The 21179-nt window shown below is 61.9% G+C and carries 21 protein-coding genes; 3 read left to right on the top strand and 18 right to left on the bottom strand.

The window, feature by feature from the left end:
• Positions 1–263 (top strand): transposase (locus tag IBX54_RS05465; protein ID WP_296541652.1); only part of this gene is annotated, 263 nt, incomplete at its 5' end.
• Positions 220–1101 carry a DUF3387 domain-containing protein gene (locus tag IBX54_RS05460; RefSeq protein WP_296541651.1) on the top strand — a complete coding sequence of 294 codons (882 nt, stop codon included), beginning with the start codon at positions 220–222 and terminating at the stop codon, positions 1099–1101. The genes IBX54_RS05465 and IBX54_RS05460, both read left to right, overlap by 44 nt.
• 136 nt (positions 1102–1237) lie before the next feature.
• On the opposite strand, the gene IBX54_RS05455 is transcribed toward IBX54_RS05460, so the two are convergent.
• The 10 genes from IBX54_RS05455 to IBX54_RS05410 form a co-directional block, all read right to left on the bottom strand.
• Positions 1238–1768, bottom strand: a complete 531-nt coding sequence (locus tag IBX54_RS05455) for a GNAT family N-acetyltransferase (protein ID WP_296541650.1) — start codon at positions 1766–1768, stop codon at positions 1238–1240.
• Between the two features lie 142 nt (positions 1769–1910).
• Positions 1911–3383, bottom strand: a complete 1473-nt coding sequence (locus IBX54_RS05450) for an AMP-binding protein (protein WP_296541649.1) — start codon at positions 3381–3383, stop codon at positions 1911–1913.
• Positions 3373–3891 (bottom strand): thermostable hemolysin, encoded by a 519-nt coding sequence (locus tag IBX54_RS05445; protein WP_296541648.1) that lies wholly within the window; start codon positions 3889–3891, stop codon positions 3373–3375. Before IBX54_RS05445 ends, IBX54_RS05450 begins: the two co-directional genes overlap by 11 nt.
• Positions 3892–4090: 199 nt before the next feature.
• A complete protein-coding gene (gene sbcB, locus IBX54_RS05440; RefSeq protein WP_296541647.1) occupies positions 4091–5530 on the bottom strand; it encodes an exodeoxyribonuclease I in 1440 nt (479 codons plus the stop codon).
• 21 nt (positions 5531–5551) lie between these two features.
• Positions 5552–5887 (bottom strand): hypothetical protein, encoded by a 336-nt coding sequence (locus tag IBX54_RS05435; protein WP_296541646.1) that lies wholly within the window; start codon positions 5885–5887, stop codon positions 5552–5554.
• Positions 5884–6381 carry a GNAT family N-acetyltransferase gene (locus tag IBX54_RS05430; RefSeq protein ID WP_296541645.1) on the bottom strand — a complete coding sequence of 166 codons (498 nt, stop codon included), beginning with the start codon at positions 6379–6381 and terminating at the stop codon, positions 5884–5886. The genes IBX54_RS05435 and IBX54_RS05430 overlap by 4 nt, the downstream gene beginning before the upstream one ends.
• 7 nt (positions 6382–6388) lie before the next feature.
• A complete protein-coding gene (glmM, locus tag IBX54_RS05425) occupies positions 6389–7720 on the bottom strand; it encodes a phosphoglucosamine mutase (protein WP_296541644.1) in 1332 nt (443 codons plus the stop codon).
• 37 nt (positions 7721–7757) lie between these two features.
• Positions 7758–8627 carry a dihydropteroate synthase gene (gene folP / locus IBX54_RS05420; protein ID WP_296541643.1) on the bottom strand — a complete coding sequence of 290 codons (870 nt, stop codon included), beginning with the start codon at positions 8625–8627 and terminating at the stop codon, positions 7758–7760.
• 63 nt (positions 8628–8690) lie between these two features.
• Positions 8691–10610, bottom strand: coding sequence for an ATP-dependent zinc metalloprotease FtsH (gene ftsH / locus IBX54_RS05415; RefSeq protein WP_296541642.1), 1920 nt, complete (start codon positions 10608–10610; stop codon positions 8691–8693).
• Between the two features lie 118 nt (positions 10611–10728).
• The gene (locus IBX54_RS05410; protein ID WP_296541641.1) at positions 10729–11403 is read right to left on the bottom strand and encodes an RlmE family RNA methyltransferase; all 675 of its coding nucleotides are present in this window, start codon (positions 11401–11403) and stop codon (positions 10729–10731) included.
• 36 nt (positions 11404–11439) lie between these two features.
• On the opposite strand from IBX54_RS05410, the gene IBX54_RS05405 reads away from it, so the two are divergent.
• Positions 11440–11916 (top strand): YhbY family RNA-binding protein, encoded by a 477-nt coding sequence (locus tag IBX54_RS05405; RefSeq protein ID WP_296541640.1) that lies wholly within the window; start codon positions 11440–11442, stop codon positions 11914–11916.
• Positions 11917–11937: 21 nt separating this feature from the next.
• Here IBX54_RS05405 and IBX54_RS05400 read toward each other — a convergent pair whose 3' ends face one another.
• The 8 genes from IBX54_RS05400 to lpxB all read right to left on the bottom strand — a co-directional run bounded on the left by IBX54_RS05400 (position 11938) and on the right by lpxB (position 21050).
• Positions 11938–12366 (bottom strand): DUF4149 domain-containing protein, encoded by a 429-nt coding sequence (locus IBX54_RS05400; protein WP_296541639.1) that lies wholly within the window; start codon positions 12364–12366, stop codon positions 11938–11940.
• Complete coding sequence (gene greA / locus IBX54_RS05395; protein WP_296541638.1) at positions 12366–12842, bottom strand: transcription elongation factor GreA; 477 nt, start codon at positions 12840–12842, stop codon at positions 12366–12368. The genes IBX54_RS05400 and greA overlap by 1 nt, the downstream gene beginning before the upstream one ends.
• A 117-nt stretch (positions 12843–12959) precedes the next feature.
• Positions 12960–16280, bottom strand: a complete 3321-nt coding sequence (gene carB / locus IBX54_RS05390) for a carbamoyl-phosphate synthase large subunit (RefSeq protein ID WP_296541637.1) — start codon at positions 16278–16280, stop codon at positions 12960–12962.
• Between the two features lie 25 nt (positions 16281–16305).
• Positions 16306–17007 (bottom strand): leucine efflux protein LeuE, encoded by a 702-nt coding sequence (gene leuE / locus IBX54_RS05385; protein ID WP_296541636.1) that lies wholly within the window; start codon positions 17005–17007, stop codon positions 16306–16308.
• Entirely contained in the window at positions 17004–18191 is a 1188-nt protein-coding gene (gene carA, locus IBX54_RS05380; RefSeq protein WP_296541635.1) for a glutamine-hydrolyzing carbamoyl-phosphate synthase small subunit, read from the bottom strand. The genes leuE and carA overlap by 4 nt, the downstream gene beginning before the upstream one ends.
• 201 nt (positions 18192–18392) lie before the next feature.
• Positions 18393–19217: an RNA methyltransferase gene (locus tag IBX54_RS05375; RefSeq protein WP_296541634.1), complete on the bottom strand. Its 825-nt coding sequence runs from the start codon at positions 19215–19217 to the stop codon at positions 18393–18395.
• Positions 19214–19819: a ribonuclease HII gene (rnhB, locus tag IBX54_RS05370; protein ID WP_296541633.1), complete on the bottom strand. Its 606-nt coding sequence runs from the start codon at positions 19817–19819 to the stop codon at positions 19214–19216. Before rnhB ends, IBX54_RS05375 begins: the two co-directional genes overlap by 4 nt.
• Before the next feature lie 82 nt (positions 19820–19901).
• Positions 19902–21050 (bottom strand): lipid-A-disaccharide synthase, encoded by a 1149-nt coding sequence (gene lpxB / locus IBX54_RS05365; RefSeq protein WP_296541632.1) that lies wholly within the window; start codon positions 21048–21050, stop codon positions 19902–19904.
• Positions 21051–21179: the final 129 nt, after the last annotated feature.

Below are 21179 nucleotides of genomic sequence, written 5' to 3'. Positions count from 1 at the left end.
GTGAACGCTGCAGCAATGCACTGAACATACTCGATCGCTTTCACATCGTGGCCAAGACACTACGCAGCCACCGCGAGTTGATCCTCAACTACTTCCGGGCCAAAAAGCAGTTCTCCAGTGGCGTTGTGGAAGGTTTGAACAACAAGGTCAAAGTGACCATGAGAAAATCCTACGGTTTTCGGACGTTTCGAATCACAGAACTCGCCCTGTACCACGTGCTTGGTAAGCTTCCTGAGCCGCAACTCGCCCACAGATTTTACTGACGAAGCAAAACAGGAAGACGGCAAGAAGCGCTGGGTGCGGGTGGTGATGGAACTCTCGCGCGCCTTCGCCCTCTGCGCCGCCAGCGTTGAAGCCACGGCGATCCGCGACGACGTGAGCTTTTTCCAGGTCCTGCAAGCGGCGCTGAACAAGCAGAGCAGCAGCAACCGGAAAACACCCGAGCAGATCGACGCCGCCATCCGCCAGCTCGTGAGCAAGGCCATCACCACCGAGGGGCAGGTGATCGACGTCTTCACCGCCGCCGGGTTGCCCAGGCCGGACATCAGCATCCTCTCAGACCAGTTCTTGGCCGAAGTGCGCGGCCTCAAGCACAAAAACGTCGCCGCCGAGCTGCTGGAAAAACTGCTGAAAGACGAACTCAAGGTCCGCTCCAGGCGCAACCTGGTGCAAGCTCAGGTCTTTTCTGAAAAGCTCAAGCAGAGCCTGAACGCGTACCACAACCGCGCCATCTCGACGATGCAGGTTCTGGAGGAGTTGATCCAGCTCGCCAGAGACATGGATGCGGCCAGCAAGCGTGGCGAAGTCCTGGGCCTGACGGAAGATGAAGTCGCCTTTTACGACGCGCTCGCCGCCAATGAATCGGCCGTCATCGCCATGGGCGACGACAAGCGCAAGGTCATCGCCGCCGAGCTCATCACGCAGGTGCGCAAGAGCGTGACGATTGACTGGACGCTGCGCAAAGGCGCGCGCGCCAAAATTCGCGTGATGGTGAAACGCATCCTGAACAAGTACGGCTACCCGCCGGACTTGCAGGATGATGCCGTCAAGACCGTGCTGGCACAGGCCGAATTGCTGTCGGCCGAGTGGGCACAGCCGTAAGCGCCGGAGCGCAAGGGCTTATGAAAATCTGGCCCGGAGCCACTGCCCCGGCGTCACCATCAGCAGTGGCGTGATGAGCCAGTGCGCAATGGCGATCTCGTCGAGCAACACCAAAAGACTGGTGGCCATGGTGAACTCAGTTCAGGTCGCGTTTGAAGCGGATTTCTTCGACCCGGGTGTCACCCATGGGCACGGTCTTGATGCTGGTCATTTCACGCTTGAAGCCGGCCATGTCAAAAAAGCGCAGCGCGCGCTCGAAGCCTAGCGGCACCCAGGCGCTGACCTTGGTGCAGCCTTCATAAATCAGGCCTTCACGCGCGGCGTCCCACAGCGCCAGCCCAACACCCTGGCCCCATTGCTCGGGCGCCACATACAGCGCCCAGATTTCGCCCATGGTGTTGGGCGTCTTGGGGTCGCGCGAGCGGTCGAAGCCGACAAAACCCACCACCGTTGACTTCTGCACCGCCACCAGCACCTGCGGTTCGCTGTATTCAATGGCCTCGCGCCAATAGACCAGGCTGTGCTCGGGTGAGCCGCCCATGGGCACGGTTTCACCGGGGAAAACCGCCTTGAAGGCGGCTTGGCTGGAACGGGTGCGGATATCGGCAATGGCTTTGGCGTCTCGCAGGATGGCGGGACGCACTTCGGTAGGCGTAATCAGGGACATAAAAAACGCCGGGGACGAGCCCGGCCATCAATCAAAAAAAGTAGCTGATTGTCGCCGCAAGCAAGGGCTTGCGCAATGATGGGGGCGCTGAGCAGGTACGCGCGTTCGGTGGCGGATTGCACCTGCATTTGATCGAAAAATTTCATGAGGAGTGACAGCTTGGGTTGATGACAGGTATGGCGGCAAAACGCCCTTCGTAATGTGCCCAGAGGGCGGCGCGGCGCAAGCGGCCGTTGGTGGTAGCTTTGCCATTGGCCGGGCTGAAAGCCTGGTCGGCGCGCAGCCACTGATCTACCCGGGCATAGTCCGGCAGAACGGCGTTCACGCGTGCCACCGCAGCGCCAAGCTCGGCATCGCTGACTGCAGCATGGCGCGGCACCAGCACCGCCAAATTAGACGCAAGCGCCTCGCCGTGAACCCAGGCTTGGGCGATGGGGGCTTGCTGTGTTAGTTCGGCTTCGACCCATTCCGGATTCACATTGCGGCCATAGGCGGTGATGAACTGGTGCTTCTTGCGCCCATGCAGCACCAGAAACCCTTCCTCGAAGTGCCCCAGGTCGCCCGTGGCCAACCAGTCGTCGTCGAGGGCTGCGTCCCCCAGATAACCGAGCATGCGCGCGCCCCGCACCAGCACCTCGCCGTCCAGACCCAGGCTGACCTGCAAGTGCGGCAAGGGTTTTCCCACGGCGCCAATGCGCCGGTGCTGCGGCGTGTTGAGGCAGACCACCGAAGCACATTCCGATAAACCGTAACCCTCGAACACCGGCAAGCCCAGCGCGTCGGCGCGCCGCAGCAGTTGCGGTGCGACCCGACCCCCGCCCACCGCGACGAAGCGCAGACTGGCGGGCAAAGCCATGCCGCGCTCGGCCGCACTGACCAACGCCATCAGCAGCTGTGGCACCAGAATCAGGCTGCTTGGCGCGATGGCAAACACGTTACCCAGCAGGCGTGGCAAGTCCAGGCTGCTGGCGCCCTGCAGCCCGATGTCGGCCATGCCCCGCAGCTCGATGCGTGCACCAGCCAGCAGTGGGGTGTAAATGCCGGCAATGTTTTCCAGCAAGGTAGCCAGCGGCAGCACACACAAGTGGCGGTCGCAAGCGCAAGCGCCGGTAGCTTGGCGCAGGCTTTGTGCCACGGCAAGTTGCACCCCGGCATCCAGGCAAACGCCCTTGGGCTGGCCGGTGGTGCCCGATGTGTAGGTGATTTTCTGGGTGCCTTCGGGCAGCGCGGGCGCCGAGGCCACTGCGCGCTGAGCAATATCTGGGCGGCAGGCGACAAAGCCGCAGCGGTCGGCCAAAACCTCAGGCCCGCCAATCAGGGTATCAACACCAGAGCTGTCCAGCACATGCACTTTTTGACTGTCCGAAAAAAAGTGGGGCACCGGAACGCAGACTCGACCGGAAAACAGCAAGGCAAGGTCCCATAACACCCAGTCGATGCCATTGTCCAGACACAGCGCCACGCGCTGCGCCCGGAGCTCAGTGAGCAGCGCCATGCGTTGCGAAACTTCAAGCAGCAGTTCACCGTAACTCAGCGTGCGTTTGCCATTGGACAAGCCGACCTGGCCGCCATGGGCCGCCAGGGTTCGCCAGAAAGCGTTGAGTTCAGGCAGCATGCTGCAGCCTGCCTGCCATGGCACAAAATGGGGACACCGCTTTGGCCGACTGCGTGTCAAGCAGCTGCCGGTGCGCCGGCAAAATCTCGCCAAACACCACTTGGGGCTGGTTGTCGTAGTAGTGCCCCCAGTCGGCAAGCGATTCGCCCATGCGCGCTGGGTCGGCCAGCGCGAGCAACTGAGGTGCCAGGCCAAGCCGATGAAAACTGTTGAGCACTTCCTGTGTGCCAGTGAAAGTTACCCAGCGAAACCCCTGCAGCGCCAGTTGGCGCGTCAGCTTTGCGATCAGGGTGCGGGCCGTGCCCAGCCCCGAAGCCGCCAGGTTACCCACCTCCACGATCTGATGGCGTTCCACTTGGACACCACTGCGCTCAAGAATGGCCTGCTCGATCGGGACATCCAGGTAGCGCTCCAGAAACAGCGCGCCACTGTCGGCCCGACGGTAACCTGCCGCGCCGTGCAAGGTGCCGTCCTCGGACTGCTGACCCGCCGCGTCGCCCAGTGGCACGAGGTCAAGGCGACGCCGTGCCTTCGGCTCGGACCGCCACATCGACAAGCCCTGTACAGGCCTGGAGCATTTTGAAAAATCTTGGGTGCATGTCATGCCATCGATCTTGGCAGGCCAGCATTAGCGGAAGATTAACCGGGGCGAATCAAGGTGGAATTTGCCAAGACAAGCCCTCGCCAATAGGCGGGCCCTGACGATCTCAGGCGCGCTGCGGCGCGATTTCGGACGCGTAGTCGTACAACGCGCCGAGGATAGCCTCGTCGCGCTCGCTGGCACTTTCGGCCAGTTTGTCGAGTTCTTCAAACAGGGCGTCCAGCGTCAGCGCCCCGCCATCACCGTCAAACAGGCGCGCCGCGCGGTGCGCTTCCCAGACTTGGGCCTCTTCAGGGCTGAGGCTTTGTGGGAAATTACGCGCCCGGTAGCGCCACAGCAGTTCTGCCAGGCGCGCGTCGTCAAAGGCGGGCCGGGCCGTGGCCAGCTCGGCCGGGCTGCAGCGGCGCAGATCATTGAGGCGGCGGCGGTCGGCGTTGCCGACAAAACCACCATACAGGTCTTGATCAACATCGACCGGTGCCGTTTCGGGCCGGGCAAACACCTGCGCCCAAATGGCACTCATGTCGGGCAAATCGCGCGCCTTGGCTGCGTTTTCCAGTTGCGCCGCCATGTCAATGCCCCAGCGCTCGGCCATGGCCGGGCTCAGCACCTTGAGCTTACTCATCACCATGGGCGACTTGTTGAGGTGCACCGACTTGAGCGGCAAGCGCTGCACGCCTTCGGGCAGATCGGCTGACTTGGTGAACAGGCGCAGGCGGATTTGCTCGGCGTTCAAACTGGCCAGCTCGGTGGGGTCCAAGGCCAGGTCCCAGGCCAGCAACTCGTTCTTGTTGGCCGGATGCATGGCCAGCGGCCACATCAGCGCGAGACAACCGCGCTCGGGGGCAAACATGCCCGAGATGTGCAGGAACGGCCGCGCATGGGTCAATGTGGTGGGCAAGCCCAGCTCGGCCATGACGCGGTCTTTTTTGTGCAGGCCAAAACAGAAGTCAAAGAGCTTGGGCTGCGCCGTCTTGATGAGCCGGGCCAAAGCGATGGTGGCTTGCACGTCGCTCAGGGCGTCGTGGGCTGACGCGTGCAGCAGGCCGTTGGCGGCGCTCAGGTCAGTCAATTTGAAGCTCGGCTTGCCGTCGGGCTTGACCGGCCACTGGATGCCGTCCGGGCGCAGCGCGTAGGCGGTGCGCACCACATCAAGCAGGTCCCAGCGGCCGCAGTCGTTTTGCCATTCGCGGGCATAGGGGTCGATCAGATTGCGCCAGAACATGAAGCGCGTCACCTCGTCGTCAAAACGGATGGTGTTGTAACCCACGCCCACGGTGCCGGGCTCGCTGAAAGCCTGCTCGATCTGCGCGGCGAACTGGACTTCGGGCAGGCCTTTCTCCAGGCACGCCTGCGGCGTGATGCCGGTAATCAGGCAGGCCTGCGGCTCCGGTAAAAAGTCGTTGGCGGGCTGGCAATACAGCATGATTGGCGCGCCGACAGGGTTGAGATCAGCGTCGGTGCGGATGGCGCCAAACTGCGCCGGCCGGGTTTGCCGGGTGTCGGCACCAAAGGTTTCGTAGTCGTGCCAGAGAAAGGTGTGCATTGATAGGCCCGCTTCGCCAATTCAGTCGCGCTTGGGTTTGTCGCTGTGGGAGACGTCATAGCCATCGGCCACATAGGCCGGGCCTTTCATGAGCCAGACGAGCACACAACCAAAGGACACGGTAAACACGGCCGTCCAGATCAGCACCGCCAAGCCGATCATGCCGAAGTCGAAGAGCTGAATGTGCCGCTCAAGCTCGGCCGCCGTGCCCCGGGTATAAAACAGCCGCGCCAGCCCCGACAACATCAACGGCAACAAGCTGCCCAGCACCAGCACCCGCGGCATCATGCGCAGCAAGCGCAACTCCAAACCGTAAGGCGTGCGCTGGTACCCGGGGAGTTTTTTAAGCCAGTTCATAGCCATTTCTGCATGAACTGCGCCTGCCCCATGGCGGGGTCGAGCTGGTAGTTCTCGAAACCCAGCCGCCGGTACAGTTTTTGCGCCGACGCATTGCCTTCGAGCACTTCGAGTGTGAGCTTGCAGGCGCCCCGCGCGCGCGCGAGTTGCGCCACCAGCGCCAGCAATTGCTCACCCACCCGCTGGCCACGGTGCGACGCCAGCACCACCACATCGTGCACGTTGACGAGCGGTTGGCAGGCAAAGGTGGAAAAGCCCTCAACACAGTTGACCAGCCCCACCGGCAAACCGCTTGCATCAAAGGCCAGCACACTGAACATGAACGGTCTTGCCGCCAGCGCTTGTGGCAAGTTGGCTTTGGCAAAGTCAGACAAGGGTTCAGCGCCACCCATCGGGTCGCGCGCATAGCCGTCCAGCAAATCGAGCAGCGCGCGCATGTGCTGCGGGTTGGCGTAGTCGGCCTGGCAAAGCGTCAAGGTGGCTGTGGCTGTCATGGGAACCTCAGGCGCTGATGGTGTTGGCAATGCGCTGGGCGCAGGCCTTGCCCTGAGCCGCATCGCGCGCCTCGACCATGACGCGCACCAGCGGCTCTGTGCCACTGGCGCGAATCAGCACGCGGCCGTTTTGCCCCAGTTCGGCTTCCACCGCAAGCGTTTCGGATTCGAGCCTGGCGCTGGCTTGCCAGTCTTGCCCAGGTTTGAGCCGGATGTTGATGAGGGTCTGCGGAAACAGCGTGAGCTCACTGAGCAACTCCGCCAGCGGCTTGCCGCTGCGAACACTGGTTTGCAGTACCTGCAAGGCAGAAATCAGGCCATCACCCGTGGAGTGTTTGTCGAGCGCCAGCAAATGGCCGGAACCTTCGCCACCGAGCAGCCAGTTGTTTTTTTCCAGTTCTTCGAGCACATAACGGTCGCCCACCCTGGCGCGCACCAGCGGCACGCCGCGCGCCTGCAAGGCCAGCTCGACTGCCATGTTGGTCATCAGCGTGCCGACCACACCGGGCACCGCCTCGCCGCGGCGCAGCCGGTCATCGACCATCAGATAAAGCACTTCATCGCCATTGAACAGGCGGCCAGTGGCATCGACCATCTGCAGGCGGTCGGCATCGCCGTCGAGTGCGACGCCCAGGTCGGCACGGTGCGCCTTGACGGCGGCAATGAGCGCCTCGGGGTGGGTGGCGCCTACGTCCTTGTTGATGTTCAGGCCGTCAGGCGCGCAGCCGATGGCAATCACCTCGGCGCCCAGCTCATGAAACACCTTGGGCGCAATTTGATAGGCGGCGCCGTTGGCACCATCGACCACAATGCGCAAGCCCTTGAGCGACAGGTTGTTGGCAAAGGTGCTTTTACAAAACTCGATGTAGCGGCCTGCGGCATCTTCCAGACGCCGTGACCTGCCCAGATTGGCCGAGTCTGCCCACACCGGATCCTGACGCAGCGTGGCCTCCACTTCGCGCTCCCAGGCATCGGGCAGCTTGGTGCCCTGGGCGCTGAAAAACTTGATGCCGTTGTCTTCAAAGGGGTTGTGGCTGGCGCTGATGACCACGCCCAGCGAGGCGCGCTGGGCCCGCGTCAGGTAGGCCACCCCCGGCGTTGGCAGCGGCCCGAGCAGCACCACATCGACACCGGCCGAGTTGAAGCCACTCTCCAACGCGCTCTCCAACATATAGCCGGAAATCCGGGTGTCCTTGCCGATCAACACCGTGGGCTTGGTCTCGGTGCGCTTGAGCACACGCCCGACCGCATGCGCCAGCTTGAGCACAAAGTCTGCCGTGATGGGCGCCTGTCCGACCGTGCCGCGAATACCGTCGGTACCAAAATATTGTCTTGTCATTGTTATACCTTCACCTGATTTCTGATTCGGACAGCGGCTATCTTATCGCCGCCAGCACACGCAAAGCTTGCACGGTTTCCTTGACATCGTGCACCCGCAGCACGGCAGCGCCGCGCTCTGCCGCCAATACCGCGGCTGCCAGGCTGGGCGCGAGTCGCTCCGAGGCGGCGAGCGTGGCAGCCGGCGTGTTGGCGGGCACCATGCCCGCCAGCGACGACTTGCGCGACCAACCCGCCAGCAGCGGGTAACCCGGCTGCAGCAACTCCGCCTGGCGCGCCAACAAGGCAAAGTTTTGCGCCACCGTTTTGCCAAAGCCAATACCGGGGTCGAGCACGATCCGGTTCTTGGCCACGCCGAGCGCGAACAACGCTTGCGCCGATTGCGCCAGAAAATCGCGCACTTGCGGCACCACATCGCCCTGCATCGGTGCCAGCTGCATGGTTTGGGGCTCACGGTGCATGTGCATCAGGCAGACGCCGCAGTTTGGGTGCGCTGCCACCACATCGGTGCCGCGCAACCCTTGTGCACCCGCCGCAGCATCGCGCCAGCGCAAGGCCCAGATGTCGTTGATGATGTCAGCGCCGAGTGCCAGCGCGGCCTGCATCACCTGCGGCTTGTACGTGTCCACCGAGACCGGCACGCCCAGCTGAACTGCCTCGCGCAGCACCGGCAACACGCGCGCCAGTTCGTCATCCAGACTCACCGGTGGTGCGCCGGGGCGACTGGATTCACCGCCAATGTCTAGGATGTCAGAACCATCGCGAATGAGTTGCTCGCAGTGTTTGAGCGCGGCCAGGGTGGAGCCATGCTGAGCGCCGTCGGAAAACGAGTCCGGCGTGACATTGACAATGCCCATGACCTTGGGGTGGGTCAGATCAATCTGAAAACGGCTCGTTTGCCAATACATCGGGTGATCGCTATTGGATGAATAAAAAACGGGGCCGCAGCCCCGTTTGGTAAAGGTTTCGGCTCAGGCAGCGTGAGGCGCGGCGTCCGGATTGACCGCCGGCGTGCCGCCGCTGTCGGTATCCGACGAGGCCGGTGGCACGCGCGGTGACCAGTCCTTGGGTGGGCGCGGTGGCTTGCCGGCCATGATGTCGTCGAGCTGGTCGCTGTCGATGGTTTCCCACTCCAGCAAGGCCTTGGCCATGACATGCATGTGCTCGCTGTGCTCTTCGATCAGGCGGCGCGCCAAGGCATATTGCTCGTCAATGATGCGACGCACTTCGGCATCGACCTTTTGCATGGTTTCTTCGCTCATGTTGGTGGTCTTGGTGACCGAACGGCCAAGAAACACTTCGCCTTCGTTTTCGGCGTAGACCATCGGGCCCAGCGCCGCAGTCATGCCGTAGCGCATCACCATGTCGCGGGCGATTTGCGTGGCACGTTCGAAGTCGTTGCTGGCACCGGTGGTCATCTGGTTCATGAACACTTCTTCGGCAATGCGCCCGCCAAAGAGCATGCTGATCTGGTTGAGCATGTATTCCTTGTCGTAGCTGTAGCGGTCTTGTGCCGGCAGGCTCATGGTCACGCCCAGAGCGCGCCCGCGCGGAATGATGGTGACCTTGTGCACCGGGTCGCATTTGGGCAGCAGCTTGCCGATGAGCGCGTGGCCCGACTCGTGGTAGGCGGTGTTGCGGCGCTCGCTCTCGGGCATGACCATGCTCTTGCGCTCCGGGCCCATCAAGATTTTGTCCTTGGCTTTCTCGAAGTCTTGCATCTCCACCGTGCGGGCATTGCGCCGCGCTGCCATCAGCGCCGCTTCGTTGCACAGGTTGGCCAGGTCAGCACCGCTCATGCCAGGGGTGCCGCGGGCAATCACGGCGGCGTTCACGTCAGGACTCAAGGGCACCTTGCGCATGTGCACATTCAGAATTTGCTCGCGGCCGCGAATGTCGGGCAGCGTGACATAGACCTGGCGGTCGAAACGACCCGGGCGCAGCAAGGCAGCGTCCAGGATGTCCGGGCGGTTGGTTGCCGCCACCACGATCACGCCGACATTGGTCTCAAAGCCGTCCATCTCGACCAGCATCTGGTTCAGGGTTTGCTCGCGCTCGTCGTTGCCGCCGCCCAGACCAGCGCCACGCTGACGGCCCACCGCGTCGATTTCGTCAATGAAGATAATGCACGGTGCATTTTTCTTGGCGTTGTCGAACATGTCGCGCACCCGCGATGCGCCGACACCGACAAACATTTCAACAAAGTCCGAACCGGATATGCTGAAGAACGGCACCTTGGCTTCACCGGCAATGCTCTTGGCCAGCAGGGTCTTGCCAGTGCCGGGTGGGCCGACCAGCAGCAAGCCGCGCGGAATACGACCGCCGAGCTTCTGGAACTTGGCGGGATCCTTTAAAAAGTCAACAACTTCCTTGACTTCTTCCTTGGCCTCGTCGCAGCCAGCCACATCGGCAAAGGTAACCAGGTTGGTGTTTTCGTCAAGCAGGCGCGCCTTGCTTTTGCCAAAACTGAAAGCACCGCCCTTGCCGCCGCCCTGCATCTGGCGCATGAAATAAACCCAGACGCCGATCAGCAGCAGCATCGGGCCCCAACTGACCAGCAGCGTCATCAGCAGCGAACTTTCTTCGCGCGGCTTGACGTCGAACTTGACATCGTTGGCAATCAGGTCGCCCACAAGGCCGCGATCGAGATAAGTGGCCGTGGTGCGCACCTTGCGGTCGTCGCTGGTGATGGCAATGATTTCGGTGCCGCCCTGGCCCTCCTGAATGAGCGCGCTCTTGATCCGGTTGGCCCGAACTTCGTTCAGAAAATCGGAGTAGCCGAGGTAGCCGGCGCCGACCGCCGGACGCGTGTCAAATTGCTTGAAGACGGTGAACAACACCATCGCAATGACCATCCAGACCGCAATTTTTGAAAACCATGGATTGTTCAAGCCAAACTCCAGTAGATATGCTATCGATCAAACACCAACACGATAGCGCCAATTCTAGGCGGTTCAGGCTGCGCTGCGACAAGCCCGAATACCAGCAGCCACAGCGACTGCAAGGAATTCAGCGGTTTTTCAAAGTCATGCCGATCAAAAAGGTCTCGGCAGACTTGTCGCGCGAGGCTTTTGGCTTGATGCGCTTGACCGTCACAAAGGTGTCGCGAAAGCGCCGGTACAGCGCATCGTAACTGCCGCCATGAAACACCTTGGCCACCAGTGCCCCGTCGGGCTTGAGGTGGGTTTGCGCAAAATCCAGCGCGAGCTCGATCAGATGCTCGATGCGCGCCGCATCGGCCGAGCTGATGCCCGACAGGTTGGGTGCCATGTCGGACACCACCACGTCGGCCAGCTGGCCCTGCATCTGCCCGGCCAACTCGGCCAGCACCGCGTCTTCGCGAAGATCACCCTGAATGAAATGCACGCCCTCGATCGGCGCCATGGGCAACAAATCGAGCGCGATGATGCGGCCATTGAGTTCGCCCGCGGCCGCCCCCCCGCCGATGGCCGATTTGGGCGACAGCTTGCGCCGCAGGTACTGGCTCCAGGCACCCGGTGCCGAGCCCAGGTCAACCACCAACTGGCCCGGCCTGATCAGGTGCAGGGTGTCGTCGATTTCCTGCAGCTTGTAGGCCGCGCGCGCACGGTAGCCGTCTTTTTTGGCCAGCTTGACATAGGTGTCGTTGACGTGATCGTTGAGCCAGGCCCGATTGACCTTGCTGCTTTTGACTGCTGATTTCATATAACGGAATGCCTCGCTCTCGCCGATAATACGGCTATGTCTCAAATTCAACTGACCCCCGCCCAACGCAAAGTTCACCGTGCCGACGCGCACCACCTCGATCCCGTGGTCATGGTCGGTGGTGACGGCCTGACCGCTGCCGTCAAAAAAGAAACCGATGCCGCGCTCAATGCCCATGGCCTCATCAAGGTGCGCGTCTTTTCCGATGACCGCGCCGCCCGCGAAGCCATGTTTCAAACCTTGGCCGATGAACTCAGCGCTGCGCCCATCCAGCATATCGGCAAGCTGCTGGTGCTGTGGCGCCCTCTGCCTGAGCGGGAAAAAACCGCTGACGAAGAACGCATGCCCGGTCCGCGCGATGTCAAGGTGCTCAAGTACAGTACACGCGGCGGCCAGCGCCCCGAGGTCAAAACCCTGCGCGTGCTGGGCAACCAGCGCCTCACCTCGGGCGGCCAGGTCAAGCGCGCCAAGCCCAAGCAAGTCAGCGTTAAAAAGCAACGCAGCCAAAGCTGATTGGCTTGCTCCACCCCCCGACTAACCCTTGCGGGTCAACCTCCAGAACGACACCCCGGCACACAGCCACTGCAGCGCAAACAGCGCGCTGCCCACGTTGTGCCACAGGCGCAAATTCAACCGGCTGACAATTTTTGGCGCGACCGCAAATTGGGACAACAGGGCCAATAGCACGCCAAGCAAGACAAACACCAGCAGGGTGCGGTCCCGGTCATTTTCGGCGGACACCGCGCCGGGTCGGTGCATCAGCAACAACAGCACACCGCAACCAACACTGAGCCAGGTTTGCGCTGCGAACAACTTCGCAGCCATGCCGCCCGCCATGGCCATCGTTGGCAAATTGGCAAACAACATCGGCACCACCAGCGCGCCCAATGTGGTCAGACTGCCCCACCACAAGGCAGCCAACCAGGGCGACAAGGCTTGCAGGCGCGTGGTCAGCAAAGCCATCAGATGTAGCTGACTGTCACCACTTCGTAGTGACGCAAGCCGCCAGGTGCTTGCACCTCAACCTCGTCGCCCTCCTCTTTGCCGATCAGGGCGCGCGCAATCGGGCTGTTGACGTTGATCAGCCCGAGTTTGAGGTCGGCCTCGTCTTCGCCAACGATCTGGTAACTCACTTTTTGCCCCGTGGCATCGTCTTCAAGCTCCACTGTGGCACCGAACACCACGCGGCCATCGGCATGGAGTTCAGCCGGATCGATGATCTGCGCCGCCGACAACTTGCCCTCGATTTCCTTGATGCGCCCTTCGACAAAACCCTGTTTGTCCTTGGCCGCGTCGTATTCTGCGTTTTCGCTCAGGTCGCCCTGCGCGCGCGCCTCTGCAATCGCGTTGATGACCGCTGGACGCTCAAACGCCTTGAGTTGATGCAGCTCGGCCTTGAGTTTGTCTGCACCACGTTTGGTAATAGGAAGGGTCGTCACATCAAGCTCCGGGAAAAATGAACATCACAAAATGAAAACGCCGAACGTTGCCGTCCGGCGGTTGAGCCTGAATTATGCCGCGAATATTGCGACAAAACCAGGCGCGGGCTTGGCCCGTTATGCAAGCGGCAAAAGCGCGTGCATTTCCTGCACCGAAATCACATCAAGCGCGTCCATGTAGCGCATGCCCTCCACGGCGGCCTCGGCGCCGGCGATGGTGGTAAACGTGGTCACTTGGGCCAGCAGTGCCGAAGTGCGAATCTGGCGCGAGTCGGCAATCGCATTGCGGCGCTCCTCCACCGTGTTGATAACCAGCACGATCTCGTTGTTTTTCAGCATATCGACAATGTGCGGACGCCCTTCGGTGACCTTGTTGACCACGCCGCAGGGTACGCCCGCCGCGTTGATGGCCGCCGCCGTGCCTTTGGTCGCCACCACGTCAAACTTCATGTCAGCCAGCGCTTTGGCCACCTCGATGGCCGCCAGCTTGTCGCTGTTTTTGACCGACAAAAATACCTTGCCAGAGGGTTCGCCAGCGGCGGTGAAAGGACGGGGCAACTTGCAACCGGCGCCCAACTGCGCCTTGACAAAGGCCTCACCAAAAGTTTTGCCCACGCCCATCACCTCGCCGGTAGATTTCATCTCGGGGCCCAGGATGGTATCGACACCGGGGAATTTGACAAACGGAAAAACCGCTTCCTTGACACTGAAATAAGGCGGATTGACTTCCGGGCCGATGCCTTGCTGGTCGAGCGTCTGCCCGACCATGCAGCGCGCCGCCACCTTGGCCAATTGAATGCCAGTGGCCTTGGAGACAAACGGCACCGTGCGCGAAGCGCGCGGGTTGACCTCCAGCACAAAGATGACATCTTGCTTGACCCCGTCCCCATCCACTTCCGTTTGCTGGATGGCAAACTGCACGTTCATGAGCCCGACCACGTTCAGTCCCTCGGCCATGGCAGCGGTCTGACGCTTGAGTTCATCGACCGTGGCCTGCTTGAGGAAATAAGGCGGCAGCGAGCAGGCCGAGTCGCCGCTGTGCACACCGGCTTGCTCGATGTGCTCCATCACACCGCCGATAAAGACGCGCCCAACCGAGTCGCGCACGGCATCGACGTCGCACTCGATGGCATCGTTCAAAAAACGGTCAAGCAGCACTGGTGAGTCATGCGACACCTTGACCGCTTCGCGCATGTAGCGCTCCAGGTCGCGCTGCTCGTGCACGATTTCCATGGCGCGACCGCCCAGCACATAGCTTGGGCGCACCACCAGCGGGTAGCCCAGCTCGACGGCTTTTTCCAGCGCCTCGGGTTCGGTGCGCGCGGTGGCGTTGGGCGGCTGGCGCAATTTGAGTTCGTGCAGCAGCTTCTGGAAACGTTCGCGATCTTCGGCGGCATCGATCATGTCAGGGCTGGTGCCGATGATGGGCACGCCATTGGCTTCCAGGTCAAGCGCCAGCTTCAAGGGGGTCTGGCCGCCGTACTGGACGATCACACCGTATGGCTTTTCCTTGTCCACGATTTCCAGCACGTCTTCGAGCGTCAGCGGCTCGAAGTAGAGTCGATCGGAAGTGTCGTAGTCAGTTGATACGGTTTCGGGGTTGCAGTTGACCATGATGGTCTCATAACCGTCTTCGCGCATGGCCAGCGCCGCATGCACGCAGCAGTAGTCAAACTCGATGCCCTGCCCGATGCGGTTCGGGCCACCGCCGAGCACCATGATTTTCTTTTTATCAGTCGGCGCCGCTTCGCACTCGCCACCTTCGGCCTCGTAGGTGGAATACAGGTAGGCCGTGTTGGTGGCAAATTCAGCCGCGCAGGTATCGACCCGCTTGTACACCGGGCGCACGCCAAGCGCATGGCGGCGCGCACGCACGGCGGTGTCGGTGGTCTTGAACTGTTTGGCCAGGCGGCGGTCGGAAAAACCCTTTTGCTTGAGGGCACGCAGCGTGGCGGCATCAATCGAATCCAGCGCGGTACCCACGGCGGGTTGCGCCAGGTGTTCAATTTCCAGTTCGATCTTGACGATTTGCTCGATCTGCACCAAAAACCATTTGTCAATCTTGGTGAGTTCGAACACTTCGTCCACGCTCCAGCCGGCGGCAAAGGCGTCGCCCAGGTACCAGATTCGGTCGGGGCCGGGCTCGCCGAGTTCGCGCTCCAGAATTTCGCGGTCCTGGGTCTTCTCGTTCATGCCATCGACACCTACCTCGAGGCCGCGCAGGGCTTTCTGGAACGACTCCTGGAAAGTGCGGCCCATGGCCATGACCTCGCCCACACTCTTCATCTGGGTGGTGAGGCGGCTGTCGGCGGCAGGGAATTTTTCGAAGGCAAAACGCGGGATCTTGGTGACCACGTAGTCGAGGCTGGGCTCAAAACTGGCCGGTGTGGCACCGCCCGTGATCTCGTTCTTGAGTTCGTCCAGCGTGTAACCCACCGCCAGCTTGGCGGCCACCTTGGCAATCGGGAAACCCGTGGCCTTGGAAGCCAGTGCACTGGAGCGGCTCACGCGCGGGTTCATCTCGATCACCACCATGCGCCCGTCCTTGGGGTTGATGGAAAACTGCACGTTGGAGCCACCGGTATCGACACCGATCTCGCGCAACACCGCCAGCGACGCGTTGCGCAGAATCTGGTATTCCTTGTCGCTCAAAGTCTGCGCCGGTGCCACCGTGATCGAGTCGCCGGTGTGCACGCCCATCGGGTCGAGGTTTTCAATGGAGCAGATGATGATGCAGTTGTCTGCAGTGTCGCGCACCACTTCCATCTCGTACTCTTTCCAGCCCAAGAGCGACTCCTCAATCAGCAACTCATTGGTGGGCGAGGCCTCCAGACCACGCTTGCAGATGACCTCGAATTCTTCCGGGTTGTAGGCAATGCCGCCGCCGGTGCCGCCGAGCGTGAAGCTGGGGCGGATCACGGTCGGGAAACCCACGGTGCGTTGCACGTCCCAGGCCTCAGCCATGCTGTGGGCGATGCCCGAGCGCGCCGAGCCCAGACCAATCTTGGTCATGGCATCCTTGAACTTGAGGCGGTCTTCGGCCTTGTCGATGGCCTCGGGTTTGGCGCCGATCAGCTCCACCGCTTTGCCGGTGGCCGAACCGGTGTACTTGGCCAGCACACCGTTGTGCCAGAGGTCGAGCGCGCAGTTGAGCGCGGTCTGGCCACCCATGGTCGGCAAAATCGCGTCCGGGCGCTCTTTGGCGATGATTTTCTCAACCGTTTTCCAGGTGATGGGCTCAATGTAGGTCACGTCTGCCGTTGCCGGGTCAGTCATGATGGTGGCCGGGTTGCTGTTGATCAGAATGACCTTGTAGCCTTCTTCGCGCAGCGCCTTGCAGGCTTGCACGCCAGAGTAGTCGAATTCGCAGGCCTGCCCGATGATGATGGGGCCTGCGCCTATGATGAGGACGCTTTTGATGTCGGTACGTTTTGGCATGTTGAAGGACTGCTCTCTTAAATTATCAATTCAGGCTGGCGGTGGCCAACTTGGCCCCAAACCATAAAAACAAGCCGCCGACCAGGCTCGACAGGCCGGCCGACAGCTTTTTGCGCTGCGCAAAACCTTGCGCCAATTTGGCCCCGGTGAAAATCAGCACTGACAAATACAGTGCGCTGAAGGTCATCAGGATGGCGCTCAGGATCAAAAACGGCACTTCGGGGTGGGCATAACTGGTATCGATGAACTGCACAAAAAACGACAGCAAAAACAAAATCGCTTTCGGGTTGAGCAGGCTGATCACCAAGGCGCGGCGAAATGGGCGCTGCAAATGAGCCGGGCTGACCGCGTCAGCTACACCTGCTGCGTCAGTCGCCGTGCCGGAAACCGAGACGGCGGCCGCCAGCGCTTCAGGCCGGGCGCGCAAACCGGACAGTGCTCCGCGCAGCAAATTAAAACCCACCCAGGCCAGATAGGCGGCGCCCACATACTTGACCACCATGAACATGGCCGGGTAAGTGCGCAGCACACCGGCCGCGCCCAATGCGGTACACAGCAACAAAATGGAGTCGCCGACAAACACGCCGTAAGCGCCCTGAAAACCAGCGCGCACGCCGCGAGCAGTCGCCACCGACAGCACATAAAGAGAATTCGGCCCGGGCAGCAAAATGACGCCAAAAGCACCAATCACATAAGTCCACAGGTCAGTGACGCCATAAAAACTCATGCGCGCGACACCATGGAAGCAATGAAACGGTCAAACAGGTAGCCAATGTCATGCGGCCCCGGCGAGGCTTCCGGGTGACCCTGGAAACAGAACGCGGGCTGGTCGGTGCGCGCCAGGCCCTGCAAGGTGCCGTCAAACAGGCTGATGTGGGTGGCGCGCACATTGGCGGGCAGGGTTTTTTCATCGACGGCAAAACCATGGTTCTGGCTGGTGATGCTGACGCGGCCGGTGTCGAGGTCTTTCACCGGGTGGTTGGCACCGTGGTGACCAAACTTCATTTTGAAGGTCTTGGCGCCCGAGGCCAACGCCATGATCTGATGACCCAGGCAAATGCCAAAGGTGGGGATACCGCTGTTGATGAGTTCGGCGGCGGCCGCAATGGCGTAATCACAAGGCTGCGGGTCGCCCGGGCCATTGCTCAAAAAGATGCCATCGGGCTGCTGCGCCAGCACCTCCGCCGCCGGGGTTTGCGCCGGCACCACGGTGACCCGGCAACCCCGCTGCGCCAACATACGCAGAATGTTTTTCTTGACACCAAAGTCATAGGCCACGACGTGGAAACGGGGTGCCGTTTGCTCGCCAAAACCGGGCTGGTCGCCTTGTTGCGGATTGAACAGCGCCCATTCGGTTTGTGTCCAGTCATAGCCGGTCTTGGCGCTCACCACTTTGGCCAGGTCCAGCCCCGCCATGCTGGGCGCCGCTTTGGCCAGCGCGATGGCCCGGTCGATCAGCGCCGGGGTAACCGCTTCACCTTCGGCCAGCGCCAGAATACAGCCGTTTTGCGTGCCCTGGCTGCGCAGTTGGCGCGTCAACTGACGGGTGTCGATATTGGCGATGGCCACCGTGCCCTGCTCGCGCAAATAGGCATCGAGCGCTTGGCTGGAACGAAAGTTGGAGGCCAGCAGGGGTAGATCCTTGATGATCAAACCGGCAGCCTGGACCCGATCAGACTCGACATCTTGCGCGTTGACACCGTAGTTGCCAATGTGCGGATACGTGAGTGTGACGAGTTGCTGGCAGTAACTGGGGTCGGTGAGGATTTCCTGGTAGCCGGTCATGGAGGTGTTGAAAACCACCTCACCCACCGTGGAACCCGTGGCCCCGATGGCATGACCTGAAAAGACTGTGCCGTCTGCGAGCGCCAAAATGGCCGGTGGGGTATTTCCCTTGAGAGACAAAAGCACTGGGTTCTCCGAAATAGTTGCGGGTACGCCCAAGCACGCAGGCATGACGCCTGAAACTGCTGCTGACTGGGATGGGGCTGGGCTGCTGCTGTGAGCGTACGCGGGTGCGAAATTGGCCCGAATTATAGCCTAGGGACAAGTGCTGGGAGCCTGAGCGACAGCGCGTTTTGCTGCGTGTCCCCCGCCCTGCGGGCTCCTCCTTTACCTGCGCAAAACGCGCTGTCGCCCAGGCTCCTGGGCCAGATGCGCGGTGGCGCTGGCGTGCAGGCAAATGGCGGCCGCAGCGGCCACATTGAGCGACTCTTCGCCGCCCGGCTGGGCGATGCGCACATGGCCGCTGGCAAGCGCTTCAAGCGCCGCGCAAACGCCCTGCCCCTCATGCCCAAAGGCCCATGCACACGGCCAAGGCAGCTCCTGATTGAGAAGCGCCCGATGCAAATAACTGCCACGGTGCGAGCTGGTCACCAACAGCGGCACCGACAAATCGGCCAACAAACCAAGCGCAGCGCCCTCGATCAGTTGCAGCCCCCAGTGCGCGCCCATGCCGGCGCGCAGCACCTTGGGTGACCAGAGCGCCGCCGTGCCTTTGAGCGCGATGACCTGTTTGAAGCCAAAAGCCGAGGCGCTGCGCAAGATCGAGCCAACGTTGCCGGCATCCTGCACCCGGTCCAGGATGATGCTGGCAACGCCCGGTTGCAGCGCCGGTGCCGACACCAGGTCAAAAACGAAACCCATGCGCGCGGGTGACTCCAGCGTGCTGATGGCGTCAAACAAGTCATCAGAAATGACGACATTCTTCAAGGCCGCAGCGGTATAAAGTGCCGCGGCCACGGGCCAATACGATGCCGCAAAGACGCCAATGGTGGGTTGCACCCCCCGGTCCAACGCGGCGCGCACCAAGTGATCGCCTTCGGCCCAGACGCGTTGCTGCTTGCGGTAGTCGGTGTTGCCGTGCGCGAGCCGCTTGAGGTCTTTGACAAGCGCGTTATCGCGCGAGCTGATGTGCAGCACCTCGGACGTGCTCATGGCATGGCTCGGTGCAGAACTTCGGTCACCGGCCGGAAGCTTGTGCGGTGCTCGGGGCAGGCACCGTGGGCTTGCAGGGCCGCCAGATGCAGCGCCGTGCCGTAGCCCTTGTGTCGGGCGAAACCATACGCGGGGTACTGCTGATCGACTTCAACGCACCAGCGGTCGCGCGTGACCTTGGCCAGAATCGACGCGGCCGAAATCGCCGCCACCAACGCATCGCCCTTGACGATGGCCTCAGCGCGCATGGGCAGCTTCGGCAGGCGGTTGCCATCGACCAGCACCAGCTTCGGGATCAGCCGCAGGCCTTCAATAGCGCGGCGCATGGCCAGCAGCGTGGCTTGCAAAATGTTGAGCGCATCGACCTCCTGCACGCTGGCCTGCGCCACGGCAAAGCACAGTGCTTTGGCCCGGATTTCGTCGAAGAGCAGCTCGCGTCGGCGCGCTGTGAGCTTTTTGGAGTCGGCCAGGCCCTTGATTGGCTGCAGGTCGTCCAGAATCACGGCAGCAGCCACCACCGGGCCGGCCAGCGGGCCGCGACCGGCCTCGTCAACCCCGGCGATCAGGCCGTTCACGCCGTAGTGCAAAGCCAGCTTTTGCATGCTGACGGGTAGCGCAGCGCGGCGATTGCCAGCAAGCGGCTTGCGCTTCTGGCGCGGCGTTGCGAACTGGCTGGTGCCAGACTTAGTGCGTGATGAGTTGCGCGATGGCATGGGCAGCGAGTTGTGGTGTGTCGCGCTGCAACTCGGCGTGCAGCGCGCTAAAGCGTTGTTCAAGGGCGCGTATTTTCTCAGGCTCTCGGGCCTTGGCATCAAGCCAGCGCAAAACTTCCTGCGCCAGGGCGGCAGGGGTGGCGGCCTCTTGCAGCAACTCAGGCACGACAAAGTCGCGGCACAAGATGTTGGGCAGGCCAACCCAGGGCTGCAGCCGCTTGCGCCGCATCAGTTGCCAGGCGAGCGCGCCCATGCGGTAGGCAATGACCATCGGGCGCTTGAACAGCGCGGCCTCCAGCGTGGCGGTGCCGCTGGCGATCAACGTGACATCGCAGGCGGCGAGCACCGTGTGGGATTGGCCTGACACCAACTGCACCTGGTCGGCCATGCCGCTGGCCTTGAGTGCCGCTTCGATTCGGGCCTGGCGCAGCGCCACCACGGGAACGATGAATTTCGTTGCCGGGCGGGCTTGCCGGATCAGCCTGGCCGCCTGAAAAAAGTGACCGGCCAAATAGCCAATTTCAGACTCTCGACTGCCTGGCAAAATCGCCACCACCGTGTCGTTTTCGGCCAGCCCCAGCGTGGCGCGCGCCGCCGCCTGGTCGGGATGCATGGGAATCACGCTGGCCAAGGGATGGCCGACGTAGCTGGCGGCAATGCCATGCGTGGCCAGCAAGGCCGGTTCGAACGGAAAAATGCACAACACGTGATCGGCACTGCGTTTGATCTTCTCAACGCGCTCGGGGCGCCACGCCCAAATGGAGGGGCAGACGAAATGCACGGTCTTGATGCCTTGGGTTCGCAACGCCGCTTCCAGGTCAAGATTGAAATCAGGCGCATCGACACCAATGAAAACGTCAGGGCGATGTTGCAGCAGGCGCGCCTTGAGTTGGTTGCGAATGCCGAGAATCTCGCGGTAGCGGCGCAGCACCTCCCAGCCAAAACCATGCACCGCGAGCTTGTCGTGCGGCCACCAGGCCTCAAAACCGCGCTGCACCATCTGCGGGCCGCCAATACCGCCCGCCTGCAAATCGGGCCAGCGCTGCTTCAGGCCGTCGAGCAGCAAGCCGGCCAGCAGGTCGCCAGACGTTTCACCTGCCACCAGCGCGGCGCGCATCATGGGTTCGCTCTTGCTTTAACGTGAAAGAAGGTCGTCATTGCGAACGCAGTAAGGCAATCCATGACTTCCGAATGCATGGATCGCCGCGCTACGCTTTCCATGAACAGCCCCGTCATTGCGAACGCAGTG

This window comes from Rhodoferax sp., assembly GCF_014859475.1.
GTDB lineage: Bacteria > Pseudomonadota > Gammaproteobacteria > Burkholderiales > Burkholderiaceae_C > Rhodoferax.
The sequence above is the reverse complement of the archived record's forward strand: the minus strand, read 5'-3'. Positions and strand labels throughout refer to the sequence as shown.

Coding starts and splice junctions, on each gene's coding strand:
- IBX54_RS05455 (WP_296541650.1), bottom strand. CDS start 1,768: ATGTCCCTGATTACGCCTACCGAAGTGCGTCCCGCCATCCTGCGAGAC.
- IBX54_RS05450 (WP_296541649.1), bottom strand. CDS start 3,383: ATGCTGCCTGAACTCAACGCTTTCTGGCGAACCCTGGCGGCCCATGGC.
- sbcB (WP_296541647.1), bottom strand. CDS start 5,530: ATGCACACCTTTCTCTGGCACGACTACGAAACCTTTGGTGCCGACACC.
- IBX54_RS05435 (WP_296541646.1), bottom strand. CDS start 5,887: ATGAACTGGCTTAAAAAACTCCCCGGGTACCAGCGCACGCCTTACGGT.
- IBX54_RS05430 (WP_296541645.1), bottom strand. CDS start 6,381: ATGACAGCCACAGCCACCTTGACGCTTTGCCAGGCCGACTACGCCAAC.
- glmM (WP_296541644.1), bottom strand. CDS start 7,720: ATGACAAGACAATATTTTGGTACCGACGGTATTCGCGGCACGGTCGGA.
- folP (WP_296541643.1), bottom strand. CDS start 8,627: ATGTATTGGCAAACGAGCCGTTTTCAGATTGATCTGACCCACCCCAAG.
- IBX54_RS05410 (WP_296541641.1), bottom strand. CDS start 11,403: ATGAAATCAGCAGTCAAAAGCAGCAAGGTCAATCGGGCCTGGCTCAAC.
- IBX54_RS05405 (WP_296541640.1), top strand. CDS start 11,440: ATGTCTCAAATTCAACTGACCCCCGCCCAACGCAAAGTTCACCGTGCC.
- IBX54_RS05400 (WP_296541639.1), bottom strand. CDS start 12,366: ATGGCTTTGCTGACCACGCGCCTGCAAGCCTTGTCGCCCTGGTTGGCT.
- carB (WP_296541637.1), bottom strand. CDS start 16,280: ATGCCAAAACGTACCGACATCAAAAGCGTCCTCATCATAGGCGCAGGC.
- leuE (WP_296541636.1), bottom strand. CDS start 17,007: ATGAGTTTTTATGGCGTCACTGACCTGTGGACTTATGTGATTGGTGCT.
- IBX54_RS05375 (WP_296541634.1), bottom strand. CDS start 19,217: ATGAGCACGTCCGAGGTGCTGCACATCAGCTCGCGCGATAACGCGCTT.
- rnhB (WP_296541633.1), bottom strand. CDS start 19,819: ATGCAAAAGCTGGCTTTGCACTACGGCGTGAACGGCCTGATCGCCGGG.
- lpxB (WP_296541632.1), bottom strand. CDS start 21,050: ATGATGCGCGCCGCGCTGGTGGCAGGTGAAACGTCTGGCGACCTGCTG.